15 protein-coding genes and 1 tRNA gene are annotated in these 15,786 nt (G+C 61.3%); 13 read left to right on the top strand and 3 right to left on the bottom strand.

The features are described 5' to 3' along the window. Nucleotides 1–31: 31 nt before the first annotated feature. Nucleotides 32–916 (bottom strand): c-type cytochrome, encoded by an 885-nt coding sequence (locus B1781_RS02645; RefSeq protein ID WP_164513226.1) that lies wholly within the window; start codon nucleotides 914–916, stop codon nucleotides 32–34. A gap of 113 nt (nucleotides 917–1,029) precedes the next feature. Beyond that, nucleotides 1,030–1,770, bottom strand: a complete 741-nt coding sequence (locus B1781_RS02640) for a Crp/Fnr family transcriptional regulator (protein WP_164513225.1) — start codon at nucleotides 1,768–1,770, stop codon at nucleotides 1,030–1,032. Nucleotides 1,771–1,998: 228 nt separating this feature from the next. Between B1781_RS02640 and ccmA the strand changes: the two genes are divergently transcribed. The 9 genes from ccmA (at nucleotide 1,999) to ccmI (ending at nucleotide 9,160) form a co-directional block, all read left to right on the top strand. Then, nucleotides 1,999–2,649: a cytochrome c biogenesis heme-transporting ATPase CcmA gene (ccmA, locus tag B1781_RS02635; protein ID WP_078118194.1), complete on the top strand. Its 651-nt coding sequence runs from the start codon at nucleotides 1,999–2,001 to the stop codon at nucleotides 2,647–2,649. Further along, nucleotides 2,642–3,310, top strand: a complete 669-nt coding sequence (gene ccmB / locus B1781_RS02630; RefSeq protein WP_078118193.1) for a heme exporter protein CcmB — start codon at nucleotides 2,642–2,644, stop codon at nucleotides 3,308–3,310. Before ccmA ends, ccmB begins: the two co-directional genes overlap by 8 nt. A gap of 223 nt (nucleotides 3,311–3,533) precedes the next feature. Beyond that, nucleotides 3,534–4,283, top strand: a complete 750-nt coding sequence (locus B1781_RS02625; RefSeq protein WP_078118192.1) for a heme ABC transporter permease — start codon at nucleotides 3,534–3,536, stop codon at nucleotides 4,281–4,283. Nucleotide 4,284: 1 nt separating this feature from the next. Then, a complete protein-coding gene (gene ccmD / locus B1781_RS02620) occupies nucleotides 4,285–4,452 on the top strand; it encodes a heme exporter protein CcmD (RefSeq protein WP_078118191.1) in 168 nt (55 codons plus the stop codon). Then, nucleotides 4,449–4,907 carry a cytochrome c maturation protein CcmE gene (gene ccmE, locus B1781_RS02615; protein WP_078118190.1) on the top strand — a complete coding sequence of 153 codons (459 nt, stop codon included), beginning with the start codon at nucleotides 4,449–4,451 and terminating at the stop codon, nucleotides 4,905–4,907. The genes ccmD and ccmE overlap by 4 nt, the downstream gene beginning before the upstream one ends. After that, nucleotides 4,904–6,868 (top strand): heme lyase CcmF/NrfE family subunit, encoded by a 1,965-nt coding sequence (locus B1781_RS02610; RefSeq protein ID WP_078118189.1) that lies wholly within the window; start codon nucleotides 4,904–4,906, stop codon nucleotides 6,866–6,868. The genes ccmE and B1781_RS02610 overlap by 4 nt, the downstream gene beginning before the upstream one ends. Further along, nucleotides 6,865–7,413 (top strand): DsbE family thiol:disulfide interchange protein, encoded by a 549-nt coding sequence (locus B1781_RS02605; RefSeq protein ID WP_078118188.1) that lies wholly within the window; start codon nucleotides 6,865–6,867, stop codon nucleotides 7,411–7,413. Before B1781_RS02610 ends, B1781_RS02605 begins: the two co-directional genes overlap by 4 nt. Next, a complete protein-coding gene (locus tag B1781_RS02600) occupies nucleotides 7,410–7,880 on the top strand; it encodes a cytochrome c-type biogenesis protein (RefSeq protein WP_078118187.1) in 471 nt (156 codons plus the stop codon). Before B1781_RS02605 ends, B1781_RS02600 begins: the two co-directional genes overlap by 4 nt. After that, complete coding sequence (ccmI, locus tag B1781_RS02595) at nucleotides 7,877–9,160, top strand: c-type cytochrome biogenesis protein CcmI (RefSeq protein WP_078118186.1); 1,284 nt, start codon at nucleotides 7,877–7,879, stop codon at nucleotides 9,158–9,160. The genes B1781_RS02600 and ccmI overlap by 4 nt, the downstream gene beginning before the upstream one ends. Before the next feature lie 50 nt (nucleotides 9,161–9,210). Here ccmI and B1781_RS02590 read toward each other — a convergent pair whose 3' ends face one another. Further along, complete coding sequence (locus B1781_RS02590) at nucleotides 9,211–9,555, bottom strand: TusE/DsrC/DsvC family sulfur relay protein (protein ID WP_078118185.1); 345 nt, start codon at nucleotides 9,553–9,555, stop codon at nucleotides 9,211–9,213. Nucleotides 9,556–9,876: 321 nt separating this feature from the next. On the opposite strand from B1781_RS02590, the gene hypF reads away from it, so the two are divergent. The 4 genes from hypF (at nucleotide 9,877) to B1781_RS02570 (ending at nucleotide 15,735) form a co-directional block, all read left to right on the top strand. Continuing rightward, nucleotides 9,877–12,219: a carbamoyltransferase HypF gene (gene hypF, locus B1781_RS02585; RefSeq protein ID WP_078118184.1), complete on the top strand. Its 2,343-nt coding sequence runs from the start codon at nucleotides 9,877–9,879 to the stop codon at nucleotides 12,217–12,219. A gap of 94 nt (nucleotides 12,220–12,313) precedes the next feature. Next, a complete protein-coding gene (locus B1781_RS02580; RefSeq protein WP_078118183.1) occupies nucleotides 12,314–13,033 on the top strand; it encodes an urease accessory protein UreH domain-containing protein in 720 nt (239 codons plus the stop codon). A 351-nt stretch (nucleotides 13,034–13,384) separates the two neighbouring features. Beyond that, nucleotides 13,385–13,461, top strand: a tRNA-Arg gene (locus B1781_RS02575). 1,047 nt (nucleotides 13,462–14,508) lie between these two features. After that, a complete protein-coding gene (locus B1781_RS02570; RefSeq protein ID WP_078118182.1) occupies nucleotides 14,509–15,735 on the top strand; it encodes a hypothetical protein in 1,227 nt (408 codons plus the stop codon). Nucleotides 15,736–15,786: the final 51 nt, after the last annotated feature.

Genomic DNA, 15,786 nt, shown 5'->3' with positions numbered 1-15,786 from the left:
GCCGGGCTTTTGTTTAGATCGAGCGTAGCGCTTACTGCGATTCGCTGACCATGTAGCTGACTGCTGCCTTGATGTCGTCATCCGGCAGCTGCACCTGACCACCCTTCGGCGGCATCGCGCCCTTGCCGTTGATGGAACTGGCGAACAGTGTCTCCATGCCCTGCGCGATGCGCGGTGCCCACGCTGCCTTGTCGCCTTTCTTAGGCGCACCGGCTGCACCGGTGTCGTGGCAGGCAAAGCAGGCGGTCGCGTAAACCGTTTTGCCTTTCGAGACGTCGCTCGGCGAGGCCTCGGCAGCCAGGGTAGCTGCAGTCGCTTCTTGCGGTACAGCCGGTGCCTCGGCCATCGCCGGGGCAACTGCCGCTGCGGCAGCAGGCGCTGCGGCGGGCGAAGCGCTGTCTGCTGCCGGCGCTGATTCAGCCGCCGGTGCCGATGCCGCCGCATCCACCTCGACACCGCTGTCGGTCAGCATGGTGACGATAGCACTGCGCAATTCTTCGTCGCTCGCAGTCGAACCGCCTCTTGGAGGCATCGAGTTTTTGCCTTTGATGGCGCTGGCCAGAAGGCCATCAACGCCGCCTTCGGCGTTCATGCGCTGCACCCAGGCGTCTTTGTCGCCGACCTTCGGTGCGCCCAGCACGCCGGCCCCGTGGCACGAATTACAGGCCGATGCGACGATCTCTGCGCCGCTTTTCGGTGCTGCGGGCTCTGCGCTGGCAGAGGCGACGTTGACCGAGCCGACCGGCTTGATGTTTTCGAGAATAACCGCGCGTAAACGGGGATCCTGGCCACGCTCTTCTTCGACCGACCCGGTGATCTGGTTAGCCAGGATCAGGATGATGATGGTGAAGACGACCAGCGCCCCAAGGACCATCAGGAACATACGCAAAAAGGCGGTGTCGTTTTGTGCTGACACGATTATCGCTCCTCGGATTTTATGCGGCCGCCAGGCCATACCCTGATAAAAAACGGGGCAGAGTATAACGGCTTGCAGGGAACGACGGTACTCCGAAGGAGTCTGACCCCGGTTCAGGCGCGGTAATCGCCCAATTCCATCAGCTTATCGAGATTGAGAATCTCTACCCTTTGGCGCTCGGCGCGCACGATGCCTTCGAGGCGCAGTTTGCGCAGCACGCGGTTGGTATGCACCGGGGTCAAACCGTTCAACTCACCGAGCATTTCCTGAGTCAGCGGAAACGGCATGCTGAGCGTTTCGCGGTCGACCTCGCCGCGCAGGTCGAGCCGGTGATAAAGATCGGCAAAGGTGTGCGCGATCCGCTGTTCGGCAGATTTCCGGCCGAGGCCCAACACGTTCGTTTCACAATGCGAGAGATAGCGCGCCTGGATGTTGGTGATCTGATGGCCGATGTCGCTGTGTGACGCGATCATCTCGTGCAGATCGCTCTGACGGAAACCGCAGGCAATCACATCGGTCACCGCCAGGGCACTGTGGCTGTACTGGGCATCTTCACCGGGCACATAGCCGACGAAGTCGCCCGGCAATGCCACGCGCAGGCCCTGTCGACTGCCGTCCGAGTCGTTGCGGTACTGCAGCAACCAACCGTCGAACAGCGTGAACGCCATGCTCGCCGACTGGTTCTCGTGATACAGATGTCCGCGCGCCTGTAGCTTGTATTGCGCGGTGCGTCGCTTCTCGGCGTCTTCGAGGTATGCGTCGGAAACGACCTGGAACAAGGCCTTTTTACGAACGGGACAATCCGGGCACCGGGTCGTTGCCGACCGAAGCTCGGTCAGCTTGTTATTAAGCACTGTTTCCCCTCTCTTAACGTGTTGTGAGCCCATTGTGGGGCCGGCTATTCAGCCTAGGTCCAGCGCACCTGCACAAGCGCCGCCTCGGCGGAAACATGTGTTTATCTTTCACAACTTAGTCTAGATGGACCTTATACTTTTGTCGTTGTGACTTCGCAACGCCCCGCCTTCTGCGATGCGCGCGTCGGATCGTGTAGACTGCCCCGGTTTCCGTCGCCAGCGCCTTAAATGACAAACGCACAAGCCGAATCCGCGCTCCACATCGATGCCTTATGCTGTGTTCGCGGCGACAGGACATTATTTCGTGATCTCTCCTTCGACGTGCACAGCGGTGAACTGCTGCATCTAAAGGGCCACAACGGCAGCGGTAAAACTACCTTGCTGCGTGCCCTCGCCGGCCTGTTGTTACCCGAAGCCGGTGAGATCCGCTGGCAGGGAAAGAACATCCGCAAGCTGCGTGAAGAATACGCGCGACATGTCCTCTACATTGGCCATCTCAACGGCATCAAGGGCGACCTGAGCGCGGTCGAAAATCTGCGTATCGCAGCGACGCTCGATGGCTTTGCGCTCGAAGAGAACAAGGCATGGGAGATCCTCGCCGACATCGGCCTGCGCGGGCACGAAGACCTGCCGACCAAGCACCTGTCGCAGGGCCAGAAACGCCGCGTGGCACTGGCCCGCCTGCTCGCCAACCAGGCACGAATCTGGATCCTCGACGAACCGTTCACCGCACTCGATGTCGCGGCCGTGCAGATGCTGCAGGACGTGGTGCGTCAGCACGTCGAGCAGGGCGGCATCGCCATCGTAACCACCCACCAGGAGGTCGCGATGATCGGCGAGCAGACGCGCACCATCGTGCTGGGGCAGCGCGATGCTTGAAACCCTGTTCTGGATCATCCGCCGCGACCTGACCATCGCGCTGCGCCGCCGCGCCGACATCTTCACCACGCTGATCTTTTTCGTGATCGTGGTCAGCCTGTTTCCGCTCGGCATCGGCCCGGAGTTGGAGACGCTGCGCCTCATCGCGCCGGGCGTGGTCTGGGTCGGCGCCTTGCTGGCCTCGATGCTGGCGCTCGAACAGATTTTCTCGGCCGACCACCGCGACGGCACACTCGAGCAGATGCTGCTGTCGCCACAACCGGTCTCCGTGCTGGTAGTCGGCAAGGTGCTGGCCCACTGGCTGGTCAGCGGCGTACCGCTGGTGCTGATCGCACCACTGCTCGGTCTGCAGTACGACCTGTCGTGGGAAGCATTGCAAGCGCTTATCATTTCGCTGCTGCTGGGCACGCCCACGCTCAGCCTGATCGGCGCGATCGGCGCCGCGCTGACGCTCGGCCTGCGCTCCGGCGGCGTATTGCTCGCGCTGCTCGTGCTGCCGTTGTACATCCCGGTGCTGATCTTCGGCGCGGGTGCCGTCGAGGCGACCGTGTCGGGGCTGGGCGGTCAGGCCCATCTGTCGATGCTGGGCGCAATCCTGGTCGCCAGCCTGGTACTGGCGCCATTGGCGGTTACCGCGGCATTGCGCGTTGCCGAAGACTAAGCCAGGGCGCATGGCGATCGAACTATCGGGTTTTGCGCCTGTCTTGTGTGTCCGGTAGGCTCTGGGCCGCGTCTGCCATCAAGCAGGCCGATTCGGCACTCAATCCCTGTCAGATCAAGGACTGAGCACGAAATTCGGGCAAAATAGACGGCCCCGGTAGTACCCGGTCGGTGACCTAGCGCACTGACCGTCAGCCGGGAGCAGATAAAGATTTCGAGGCATCATGTCTTCCCGACTCATCAACTGGTTCAAATTTTCGTCACCGACGACCTTCTACCCGCTCGCCGGCAAGATCTCCTGGGTCGCCGCGATCATTGCCATCGCGCTGATCGGCTACGGGCTCTACATGAGCTTCTTCGTCGCCCCGACCGACTACAAGCAGGGCGAGGGTTACCGCATCATCTTCGTGCATGTACCGGCATCGTGGATGTCGATGTTCATCTACGTGATCATGGCCGGCTGGGCCGCGCTGGGCCTGGTGTTCAACACCCGCCTGTCGATGATGATGGCGCAGGCCCTCGCGCCGACCGGCGCGATGTTCGCGTTTCTCTCGCTGTGGACCGGCTCGTTCTGGGGCAAACCCATGTGGGGCACCTGGTGGGTGTGGGACGCGCGCATCACGTCGGAACTTATCCTGCTGTTTTTGTATCTTGGTTACATGGCGTTGCGTTCGGCGATCGACGATCCGCGGCGCGCCGACCGGGCGAGCGGAATTCTGCTGCTGGTCGGCGTGGTCAATGTGCCGATCATCTATTTCTCGGTGAAATGGTGGAACACGCTGCACCAGGGCTCGACCATCAAGCTGAATGAAGAAAGCACGATGGACGACACGATGCTGACCGCAATGCTGATCATGACACTGGGCTTCTGGGCCTATTCCATCGCCGTCGCCATGGCGCGCGTGCGCACCGTTATTCTCGAGCGCGAACGGTCGTCGACCTGGGTGCGTGAACTGGTCAACGAGGGTCGCTGAGATGATGGAATACCTGGACATGGGCAAACACGCCCTGTACGTGTGGGGCTCGTTCGGCGTCACCGCGCTGTTGATGATCGCCGAACCGTTGCTGCTGCGCGGCCGTTCGAGGCAGATCAGAAAGCGCATCGCCCGCATGGCACGATTGGATAAAGAGGTAAATCAATGAAAGCCAGACACAAGCGGTTCGCTATCGTCATCGCCGGGCTCGCCGCCCTGGGTGTTGCCACTGTGCTCGTGCTGTCGGCATTGAATGACAACATGTCGTACTTCTTCTCACCGACCCAGGTGGCCGCCGGCGAAGTGCCGCCGGATCACGTGTTTCGATTGGGCGGTCTGGTCGAAGCAGGCAGCGTCCAACGCGAGGAAGGCGACCTGACGGTGAACTTCGTCGTCACCGACACCGCCAAACGCGTCGCCGTCGCCTACAGCGGCATCCTGCCGGACCTGTTCGCCGAAGGTCAGGGTGTGATCGCACAGGGCAAGATGGGACCGGACAACGTCTTCATCGCCGAGGAAGTGCTCGCCAAGCACGACGAGACCTACATGCCGCCTGAAGTCGCCGCCGCCGTCGAGGCCGCCGGCAAGATGGATCAGCGCCACCCCGGAGGCCAGGTACAGTGATCCCCGAACTCGGTCAGATCGCGCTGCTCATAGCGCTCGCACTGTCAGTCATCCAAGCCGTTTTCCCGCTGATCGGCGCCCAAACCGGCACCACCAGCTGGATGATGGTCGCGATCCCCGCGGCGCGCCTGCAGCTGTTGTTCGTGGCGGCCGCCTTCGGCCTGCTGACCTACAGTTTTCTGACCCACGATTTCAGCGTGGCCTATGTCGCGCAGAACTCGAATACACAATTGCCCACGCAATACCTGTTTTCCGCCGTGTGGGGCGGTCATGAGGGCTCGTTGCTGTTGTGGGCGCTGACCCTGTCGCTGTGGACCGGCGCAGTCACCGTATTCTCTCGCAGTATTCCGCTGGTGATGATCGCGCGCGTGTTGGGCGTGCTCGGCCTGGTCGCGGTCGGTTTTCTGCTGTTCATGCTGATGACGTCGAACCCGTTCGATCGACTGGCCGTGCCGCCGCCGGACGGTCGCGACCTCAACCCGCTGCTGCAGGACTTCGGCCTGATCATCCATCCGCCGATGCTGTACATGGGCTATGTCGGATTCGCCGTTCCGTTTGCATTCGCCATCGCCGCGATGCTCGGCGGCCGCCTGGATGCCGCTTGGGCACGCTGGTCACGTCCGTGGACGAATCTGGCCTGGCTGTGCCTGACGCTCGGCATCACCCTGGGCAGCTGGTGGGCCTACTACGAGCTGGGCTGGGGCGGCTGGTGGTTCTGGGATCCGGTCGAGAACGCCTCGTTCATGCCGTGGCTGGTCGGCACCGCGCTGATGCACTCACTGGCGGTGACCGAGAAACGCGGCGCGTTCAAGGCCTGGACCGTGCTGCTCGCGATCTTCGCCTTCTCGCTCAGCCTGCTCGGTACCTTCCTGGTGCGCTCGGGCGTACTGACCTCGGTGCACGCGTTCGCCTCCGACCCGGAACGCGGCGTGTTCATCCTGGCGTTCCTGGTGGCGGTCGTCGGTTCATCGCTGCTGCTGTACGCGATTCGGGCGAACGACATCAAGAGTTCGGTCAGCTTCGAGCTGCTGTCACGCGAGACCGGCCTACTGGTCAACAACGTATTGCTGGTGGTCGCGGCGGCGAGCATTCTGCTCGGCACGCTGTACCCGCTGTTGGTCGACGCCCTGCAGCTCGGCAAGATCTCGGTCGGACCGCCCTACTTCAACAGCGTATTCATTCCCCTGACGGCACCGTTGGCGGCGCTTGTCGGGGTCGGTGCCTTGGCGCGCTGGAAGCGCGACAGCTTCAATCATCTCTGGCCGAAACTGCGGATCCCGCTGGTTGTCGCGCTGGCGGTCGGCATCGCCTACCCCTTCGTGTTCACGCCGTCGTTCAGTATCGCCGCTGCGGCCGGTATGGTTTTGGCGATCTGGGTGACCGCATCGACGATCGTAGCCATCCGCGATCGCCTGGGTCCACATAAGAACCTGCGCCACATCCCGCGCGGCTTCTGGGGCATGGTGCTCGGTCATATCGGCCTGGCCGTTTTCATCGTTGGTGTCACGCTGACATCGCTGTACTCGACCGAGAAAGATATCCGCCTGACCCCCGGCGAAAGCTACGAGATGGGCGGCCACGTATTCGAATTCCACGGCGTCGAGGTCACCAAGGGCCCGAACTACACCGCCTATCGCGGCGACCTCACCGCAAGCAAAGACGGTGAACTGGTTGCCCGCATGCACCCCGAAAAACGTATCTACCTGGTGCAGACCATGCCGATGACCGAGGCCGCCATCGACCCCGGCCTTACCCGCGACCTGTTCGTCGCACTGGGTGAAGATCTCGGCAAGGGTGCCTGGAGCCTGCGCATCTACCACAAGCCGTTCGTCCGCTGGCTGTGGCTGGGCGGCCTGATCATGGCGATCGGCGGCGGGCTGGCGGCTACCGACCGACGCTACCGCGCGCTGGCCAAGCGAGCGCGTGCAGCGGACGGTGCGGCGGCCGGGGCCACCGCATGAATCGAGCTGTTATCCCGCTGGTCATCTTTCTCGGTCTCGGTGGCCTGTTCTGGTACGTGTTGGAGCAGATGAACGAGGGTGAATACAACCCGCGCGAGGTGCCCACCCAGTTCATCGGCCGCACGGCGCCCACGTTCGAGCTGCCCGACCTGTATGCCCCGGAAGGGAAGGTCCGCTCGGCCGACATGGCCGGCAAGGTGTGGCTGCTCAACGTCTGGGGTACCTGGTGCCCGGAATGCTGGAAAGAACACAACTACCTGCTGCACCTGGCGAAGAACGAGCAGGTGCCGATCATCGGCATCAACTGGCGCGACGATGCCGAAGAGGCCAAGGCCATGCTGGCGCGCCTGGGCAATCCCTTCTTGAAGGTCGGTTTCGACCCGCACAGTGACGCGGTCATCGATTGGGGCGTCTACGGCGCACCCGAGACCTTCCTGATTGACGCCAATGGTGTGGTCCGGGCGAAGCATGCCGGTGCCATGCGGCCGGATATCTGGGAAAGCGAATTCAAACCCCTGTTCAACCCGTCGGAGGCCGGATCGTGAAGCGTTTGCTGGCCGGCCTGCTTGGTCTGACACTGGCGTTCGCCGCGCATGCGCGGGTCGAGGTGCATAACTTCGACAGCCCCGAGCAAGAGGCACGCTACAACAAGTTGATCGCGGAGCTGCGCTGCCTGGTCTGTCAGAACCAAAACCTCGCCGACTCCAACGCCGAGTTGGCGGTCGACCTGCGCCGCAAGACTTACGAGATGGTCAAACAAGACCACAGCGAGAAAGAGATTGCGGATTTCATGGTCGATCGTTACGGCGAGTTCGTGCTGTACCGACCGCCACTGAACCGCAATACCCTGCTGCTGTGGGCCGGCCCCTTTCTGATCCTGCTGATCGGCCTGGTGCTGTTGATTCGCACCATCCAGAAGCGCCGTGCCCAGCAGGCCGTCGCGGTAAACGCCGACGCACTCAAGACCGCCGCGACATTGCTTGACGACGATAACGACAAGAGAGCCCCATGACCCTGTTTTGGATTATCTCCGCCGCCATGATCCTGGCGGCCTTGGCTGTCCTTGCGCGTACACTGTTGCGCAAACACCAGGCTGGCAGCGACAGCACGGAGCGCTTCAACGTTGAGATCGCGCGCGAGCACCTGGCCGAACTGATCAAACAGAAAGACGCGGGTGAACTGTCGGACGAAGAGTTCGCCCAAGCCAAGCACGACCTCGAACTGGCGCTGGCCGAAGACCTGGAGAACACGCAGCTCAATCCGTCGGCCGACCAGCAAGCTACAGGAGGCACGACCGCGCTGGCCATCGCAGCGGTGCTGATTCCGCTGGTTGCCGTGCCGCTGTATTTCAAGATCGGTTCACCGCAACTGATCGACCAGGCGCCGGTCGCGCAAACCGCCGGAGGTCATGGCGGCGAGCAGAACATGCCGCCGATCGACGAGTTGGTCACCAAGCTGCGCGAGCGCATGGAGGCCCAGCCGGACGATCCGCAAGGCTGGTTCCTGCTCGGTCGCACCTACATGCGCCTGCAGAACTACGCGGATGCGGTGATGGCGTTCGAACGTGTCGTGGAGCTACTGCCTGAGGAGAGCGCCGGCCTGTTGTCGCTGGCCGATGCCCTGACCATGCAGAACGGCCGGCAGGTAACGCCGCGCGCCAAGGAGCTGCTGGAAAAGGCCCTGCAACTCGACCCGCAGAGCATCACGGCACTCTGGCTGCTGGGCAACGCAGCGGCTTCCGAGGGCGACAACGCGAAGGCGCTCGACTATTGGCAACGCGCCTACCCGCTGCTTGCCGATGAGCCGTCGATGCAGGCCGAACTCCGGCAGATCATCGCCGAGGCGGGCGGCGAAGTCCCCGCCTCGCCGGCCGCGCTACCGCCGATCATGGCGCAGGCGCCGGCCGCCGCTCCACAAGCCGCGCAAACGGAAGACGTGGGTGGCGCCAAGGTGAAGGTTGCGGTCGCATTGGCACCGGCCTTACTCGAGAAGGCCGCACCGGGCGACACCGTGTTCATTCTGGCGCGCGCGGAAAAAGGTCCGCCGATGCCACTGGCGGTGGCACGTCATCAGGTTGCTGAGTTGCCGCTGGAGGTGACGCTGACCGACGCCATGGCGATGATGCCGGCCATGAAGCTGTCGTCATTCGAGCGCGTGAAGATCTCCGCGCGTATCTCGAAAAGCGGGCAGGCAGGGACGCAGCCGGGCGATTTGGCGGCAGCCGACGTGGCCGTCGACAGCGCAAATCCGCCCGACGTCGTTGAACTGCTGATCGATCAGGTCGTTCAGTAACGGTTGCATGCTCGATCAGTTTTCGGGTTCGAAGAAATGGCGCTCTGTCCTTACTCCATGTAGGTCAGCGCTTCTTCGCCCGGGTTCGGCAGACCGGCGATCTGCCACAACTGGCGGCAGTTACCGAAGGCCTTCTTCACCGCGTCACGGTTGACACCCAACTTGCGGCACATGTTGCGCATCGGCGGCAAGGCGCCGAGGCGGAAATACTTGTCGCGAATGTAATCAATGATCATCCACTGTGTGGTGCCCAACTGGCCCAGACCGTTACGGTCGGCCAATTGCTGCGCGATGGCGCGGTTCCACGACTTACGCTCGATCAAAAAACCGTATTCGTCGAGCGGAAGTGACGCGACCCCGGCCCCGAGCCCCTGGGTCGTTACTGCTACTGACATCTCTCTTCTCCTGGTTTCCGGCTTGATGGTTTAACGAAAAATGGTGCGACCAGCGCCGGAAATGCTGCGCCGCACCAAACTTCAACTCAAGCATAGCCCGTTTTTTTGATGTGGCTATTTAATTTGCCTATTCGGTTCATTGACGGCCACACTAGATGGATAGTCGTCCGATTAACGATGAGCTTGAGGTGAGTTACTCTTCACCGGTGAAATCGATGCATAAGCTGTGCCCCGAGCGACAAAATTCGATGACATGGCCCGTGACTCCCGGCCCCGTCGCCCAGCTCCGCGCCCCTTCCCCAGACTCGGCTCGCCATTGATATGCGTGGCGAGCGGATACGCGTGCGGGGTTTGGTACAAGGTGTCGGGTTTCGACCAACCGTTTGGCGGGTGGCGAACGCGCTTGGCCTGCGCGGCAACGTCATCAACGACGGCGAAGGGGTGTTGGTCAACGCCTGGGGACCGAACGGCTCGCTAGACGCCTTCTGCGACGCGCTGCACAGCGAACGTCCGCCGCTGGCGCGGATCGATTCGATCGAACGCATCGCAATCGACGATACGGCGCCGGAAGAAGACGGCTTTAGCATCCAGGCGAGCGAGGCAACAGCGGCACGTACCGGCATCGTGGCGGACGCGGCGACCTGCGAGGCCTGTCGCCAAGAGCTGTTCGCCCCCGACGATCGCCGCTACCGTTATGCATTCACCAATTGCACGCATTGCGGGCCGCGCCTATCAATCGTCAAGGGCATCCCCTACGACCGCGCCAACACCAGCATGTCGGTATTCACGCAGTGCCCTGCCTGCCAGGCCGAGTACGACGACCCGGCCGATCGCCGCTTTCATGCACAACCAAATGCCTGCCCGGAATGCGGTCCGCAGGTGTGGTTGGAAGATGCCAAACACCGCCTGATCGCCGACAGCACCACCTTTCAGGACGCAATAGCCGCGGCTGCCGCGCGTCTCGCCGCCGGCCAGATCGTCGCAGTCAAGGGTATCGGTGGATTTCATCTGGCGTGCGACGCGAGCCAGGCGGAGGCAGTCGACGAGTTACGCAAACGCAAGCGCCGCGATGCCAAACCGTTCGCGCTGATGGTCGCCTCGGTCGAACAGGCAGCGCGTTTCGTCGCGTTGGACGATACCGAAAAAGCCCTGCTATCGAGCACGGCCGCACCAATAGTGCTCGCCGAACGCCGCGCAGATGCACCTGAACTGCCGCACGCGTTGGCCCCCGACCAGACACAACTCGGTTTCATGCTGCCCTACAGTCCGCTGCACCAGCTGCTATTGGCCGACTGGCAGGCGTTCAAACCGGGCATGCCGTTGGTTATGACCAGCGGCAACCTGTCAGACGAACCCCAGTGCACCGACAACACCGATGCATCCGATCGCCTGCGCGAGATCGCCGATTGCTGGCTGGTGCACGATCGCGAGATCGTCAATCGGGTCGATGATTCGGTAGTGCGTGTCGACCTCGACAGGCCGCGCTTTCTGCGCCGCGCGCGCGGTTACGCCCCAGCGCCGATCGCCATGCCACAGGGATTCGAAGCGGCGCCGCCCCTGCTGGCGCTCGGCGGTGAGCTCAAGAACACCTTCTGTCTGCTGCAGGACGGTAATGCCACGCTGTCTCAGCACCTTGGCGATCTTGAGGATGCTCGCACCAGCGACGCCTGGGAACGCAGCCTGGCGCTGTATCGGTCGCTGTTCCAGCATTCCCCGCAGGCGATTGCCGTAGACCTGCATCCGGACTACCGCTCGACGCGTTACGGGCAGGCGCTTGCCGAACGTGAGAATCTCGAACTGATCGAGGTACAACATCATCATGCGCACATCGCGTCGGTGCTGGCAGACAACGCCTGGCCGCTCGATGGCGGTCCGGTGCTGGGCATCGCCCTCGACGGGCTCGGCATGGGAACCGACGGCACCTTGTGGGGTGGCGAGTTCCTGAAGGCCGATTACCTGGATTTCAGCCGGGCCGGATTCCAACAACCGGTGCCACTGCCCGGCGGCACCAAGGCACTGCTCGAGCCGTGGCGCAATACCTGGGCGCATCTCGCGACCCAGGTGGGCTGGCAGCGCGTCTGTAGCCTGTGGCCCAACGTAGAGATCGTCGAGTGGCTCAGCGACGGCAAGCCGCTGGCGGTGTTCGAGCAAATGGTAGAGCGCGGCCTGAATTCACCCTTGAGCAGCGGCGTGGGCCGCCTGTTCGATGCGGTCGCGGGCGCGCTCGGGCTGTGTCGCGAGTTGATCAGCCACGAAGGCCAGGCAGCAATCGCACTGGAGAACGCCGCACGTCGCGCGCCCGATGAACAAGGCGCCTATCGATTCCCGCACACCGAAGAAAAACTCGAACTCACGGCATTCTGGGAAGACCTGTTGTCGGATCTGCGCGCCGGGGTCGACGTCGAACGCATCAGTGCGCGATTCCACAACGGACTGGCCAAGGGTATCGGCATGTTCGCCATCGCGCTGTGCGACCGGATGGACCTGGACACCGTGGCGCTCTCCGGCGGGGTTTTTCAGAATCGCACGCTGTTCACCCGGCTGCACGACTACCTGTCGCACTACGAACTGAAGCTGATGTCGCATTCGCAGGTGCCGAGCAATGATGGCGGCATCTCACTTGGGCAGGCCGCCATCGCAGCCGCCCGACTGCTGCGGCGATGAACCCCGGCGACAACTGCGGCTCGATTGACCGGCGACAGGGATTGTCCGTCTCAAGTCTGCTGCAATATCACCACATATTCGCCCGGAGACCGACGTGCTCAGTGTCTTGATTCTGGGACTGCTCATCGGCCTACAGCATGCGACCGAGGCCGACCATCTCGCCGCCGTCGCCAGCCTGACAACCCAAAGCAAGAGCCTGCGCGATGCCGCCAAGCACGGCGGCGCATGGGGGCTCGGTCACAGCCTGATGATTTTTATTTTCGGCGGAACCGCCCTCGCCGTTGGCAGCGCGATGGACCAGACGCTGGCACTGTGGCTCGAAACTGCCGTCGGCGGCATGCTGGTTCTGCTGGGTGCGGATGTCTTGCGCCGTATGCTGCAACAGCGCGTGCATTTTCACCGTCACCGCCACGGCGAACAGACGCACTTTCACGCCCACAGTCACGCCCCCGGCGGAGCACATGACAACGACCCGCACAACCACAGGCACGCCGCACGCACGCCGTTACGCTCGCTTGTCGTCGGTATGGTGCACGGCATGGCGGGGTCGGCGGCGCTGATCGTGTTCGCGCTTGGTTCGGTCGAATCCCCACTGGAAGGCCTGATGTACTTGGTCACGTTCGGTATTGGTTCGCTGCTCGGGATGAGCGCAATGGCTGTCGTCATCAGCCTGCCCCTGCAGTGGTCGGCACGCCGACTGACCTGGGCCCACAACAGCCTTACCGCGATGATGGGGCTGTTTACCATCGGCCTGGGCATCTTGCTGCTGCACCAGACCATCGGCGCTTTATCGAATCCGCCCCTTCCGGTCTGAACGCACACCCGCCGCGCGAGCGGCACCGAATCGCAAGAATCACGCTTTCGATTGAGATAGCCCACGCAATCGGCGAGAATGTCGGCCGCTGATGTTCGCCTTCGGCAACGGCTGCAATTCAGCGCCGGTCGAAAGGTCGAGACAATGAGTTCACAAAGCGCCCGTAGCTCAGCTGGGTGAGGCGCGGTCGCCGCAAGGCGAGGCAAGGCCATTTAACATGGCGTTGCCAGTAACGAACGCCCGAGCCGGTAGGCTTGGGCCGGGGAAGCCGCGCAGCGGCGTGGGTACCGCCCTGCCGTTCGCAGAACGGCCGGAAGCTCGATCAATTTCGAGAGACAATCAGTTCACAAAGCGCCCGTAGCTCAGCTGGATAGAGTACCGCCCTCCGAAGGCGGGGGTCACAGGTTCAAATCCTGTCGGGCGCGCCATTTCTTCAGAATTGGTCGCCCTGTTATTCAGATGGGAATTCGAACGACGTTCGAACGGGCGCACCAATCACATCGGCGATTGATCACGCCTCGTTATCGTTTGGCGCTCGGATCATTTTCCCAAAACGGTCAAGACACGAGAAACCCCGGAGCGAATCCGGGGCTGATCTCAAACAGATCGCACCCACGCATTCGGCGCACCAGGAAACGAGCCCCGGCCAACGCGCCGCGTATCTTGCGTCCTCATGCGATCGCATTCAGGCATCGGCCATGGTTTCCGTATGCCAAAGCCATCGGACGAGTACCGATACTCTCGCAGATCTTGCGCCGGACCGTTTCGTTACTGCTGACTCTTGCCCATGCATACACCCTGCGCAAATCGACTATCGGCGGTTGTTGGCCAAAATGCCGGCCCGCAACTCGCGGACCGAGTTGGTCTACAAAGTCTCCGGTTGACGCGATCCGAGAGGCGGCATCTACTGGACTGGTGCGGATCGGTTCGAAGACTTGGCGGAGAGAACACCCGCTATCTACGACAACGGTCTATGTAACAGATCAAACGGTTAGATCATTTCGATGTTCTTTCGCGACTACAGTCTCAAATGCCCTTTCTGCGGACACCAAACCGCTGATCGTGTCCATAGGACGTTCTTGGAAAGGTTACTGCTGAGAAATCCAAAGTTTCGTTGCCACAAGTGCAAACGGAAATACTTCAGAAAGATCGAGTAACCCTCAGTATGTCGAATTCTCAAAGAGGGGCGGTACCGCTGAATCCGTAGCCGATGGATCACAAGGCGGTCGAACGCTCTAGAGATCATTTCCTCCAGCTACGCCCCTTAACGCCACTTCTCTACAACGAACGCTTTTTATCCCACGACACGCACGCTGCCGGCCAACGTCGAAATCAAAAACGTGAACACTCACGACATTTTGTGTCGTTGTTAACAGGCTCGCTTGAGCAAGCGGGGTTCGTTGGCTGCAGCCTTGCCGCATGACAAGCAGGGAGTTAGCCTAACACTGAAGTCTCAACGAGCGAGCCGATACAGGATGATTCGTGCACAACTGAGCATCGTCATTGTGCTCATACTGAGTTCATTCCCAACGTGGGCCGAAAGTGATTTCGTCTGGGTTCCAGAGAAAGATTCAGACGGCAGAGTGCTACAAGAAAGCCTCCACAAGCTTCAGCTGAACACATGGTACGAAGTTGCCGATACCTCACTCGTGCCGTTGCAGCGAAAACTTGAGTCGGCCATGGGCAAGCGTTTCAAAACGCTCAACCACGGCAACGGCTCAATACGAGAGACCTTCAGCGCGTGGGTCAGCGGCGATCTCGGGGACGATGGCAAATTTTACATACCCTGGGGAGGAGGACACGGCAATACGAGCCTGAATGCCATCTGGTCGCTCGATATCGAACATATGGGCGGTGACGATACCTGGGTCATCGAACAGCTTCCCTCCGATCCTGACCGACCAGGATTCGAATGGTCCAACGAATACAGAAAATCCAAGAACTTCACCAATTATCGCCCCGCACTCAAAAAGCCGGCGGACATACTGCCGGACGGCATGCCCACCTCGCGCCACCAGTACAACGGCGTGTGGTTCGACACGAAACGCAAAACCATCAACCAATCGCGCGGCCATCTCTGGTCGTTCAACACCGTCAGCAAAGAAACAACGGGGAAGGTCTGGCACGTAAAGGGCAAAAACAGGTATCCGGACATCTACGGAAATCTGTTTTACAACGAGTTCCACGACACCGTGGTCGGCCATCTTCGCTACAAGAAATACAGTCGCCACGATCATATTCGCTATGACCCGAAGACCCATAAGGTGCGACTCCAAAAGGGCGTACCGTGGAGCCTCGGCGGTTCCACCTGCGGCACCCGCTATAAAGACAACATTCTTTATCTCGGCTATGCGAACGGTAGTGCACGATGGGCAATTTACGACCTGAAAAAGGAATCCATTAAAAATGGCAAGTTCAAGGGCGTTGCCTTTGACTGGAAAAACGAGATGCCTGCTTGTGTCTATATCCCGGAATGGGACAAGGTGCTCAGGCGCATGCAGCAACCCAAGATTCAAGGCCGATGGTTCACTTTCGATCCAAACGACAAGACCGAGGGACGCTACACGCCTGACGGCAAGCCACCGCCCTATGACCGCTATCCCGGCAAAAAGGTGTTTTACTACGCGCCATGGAAGAGCGTGATTTACATCACCACTCCCAAGGTCAAAAGCAATGCGGTCTACGTGATGCGGGTAGGTTGATCGATAGCCCAATGGCAAAACTGCTGGATCAGCCGCATGCGAACACAACGC

It is taken from the genome of Thiosocius teredinicola, from assembly GCF_002009425.1.
Classification (GTDB): domain Bacteria; phylum Pseudomonadota; class Gammaproteobacteria; order Chromatiales; family Chromatiaceae; genus Thiosocius; species Thiosocius teredinicola.
This window is presented reverse-complemented; position numbering and strand designations above follow the sequence as displayed.

Excerpts from the sequence above, each read along its gene's own strand:
- ccmE (WP_078118190.1), top strand. The coding sequence starts at position 4,449 with ATGAAAGCCAGACACAAGCGGTTCGCTATCGTCATCGCCGGGCTCGCC.
- ccmA (WP_078118194.1), top strand. The coding sequence starts at position 1,999 with ATGACAAACGCACAAGCCGAATCCGCGCTCCACATCGATGCCTTATGC.
- B1781_RS02590 (WP_078118185.1), bottom strand. The coding sequence starts at position 9,555 with ATGTCAGTAGCAGTAACGACCCAGGGGCTCGGGGCCGGGGTCGCGTCA.
- ccmI (WP_078118186.1), top strand. The coding sequence starts at position 7,877 with ATGACCCTGTTTTGGATTATCTCCGCCGCCATGATCCTGGCGGCCTTG.
- hypF (WP_078118184.1), top strand. The coding sequence starts at position 9,877 with ATGCGTGGCGAGCGGATACGCGTGCGGGGTTTGGTACAAGGTGTCGGG.
- ccmD (WP_078118191.1), top strand. The coding sequence starts at position 4,285 with ATGATGGAATACCTGGACATGGGCAAACACGCCCTGTACGTGTGGGGC.
- B1781_RS02605 (WP_078118188.1), top strand. The coding sequence starts at position 6,865 with ATGAATCGAGCTGTTATCCCGCTGGTCATCTTTCTCGGTCTCGGTGGC.
- ccmB (WP_078118193.1), top strand. The coding sequence starts at position 2,642 with ATGCTTGAAACCCTGTTCTGGATCATCCGCCGCGACCTGACCATCGCG.
- B1781_RS02625 (WP_078118192.1), top strand. The coding sequence starts at position 3,534 with ATGTCTTCCCGACTCATCAACTGGTTCAAATTTTCGTCACCGACGACC.
- B1781_RS02570 (WP_078118182.1), top strand. The coding sequence starts at position 14,509 with ATGATTCGTGCACAACTGAGCATCGTCATTGTGCTCATACTGAGTTCA.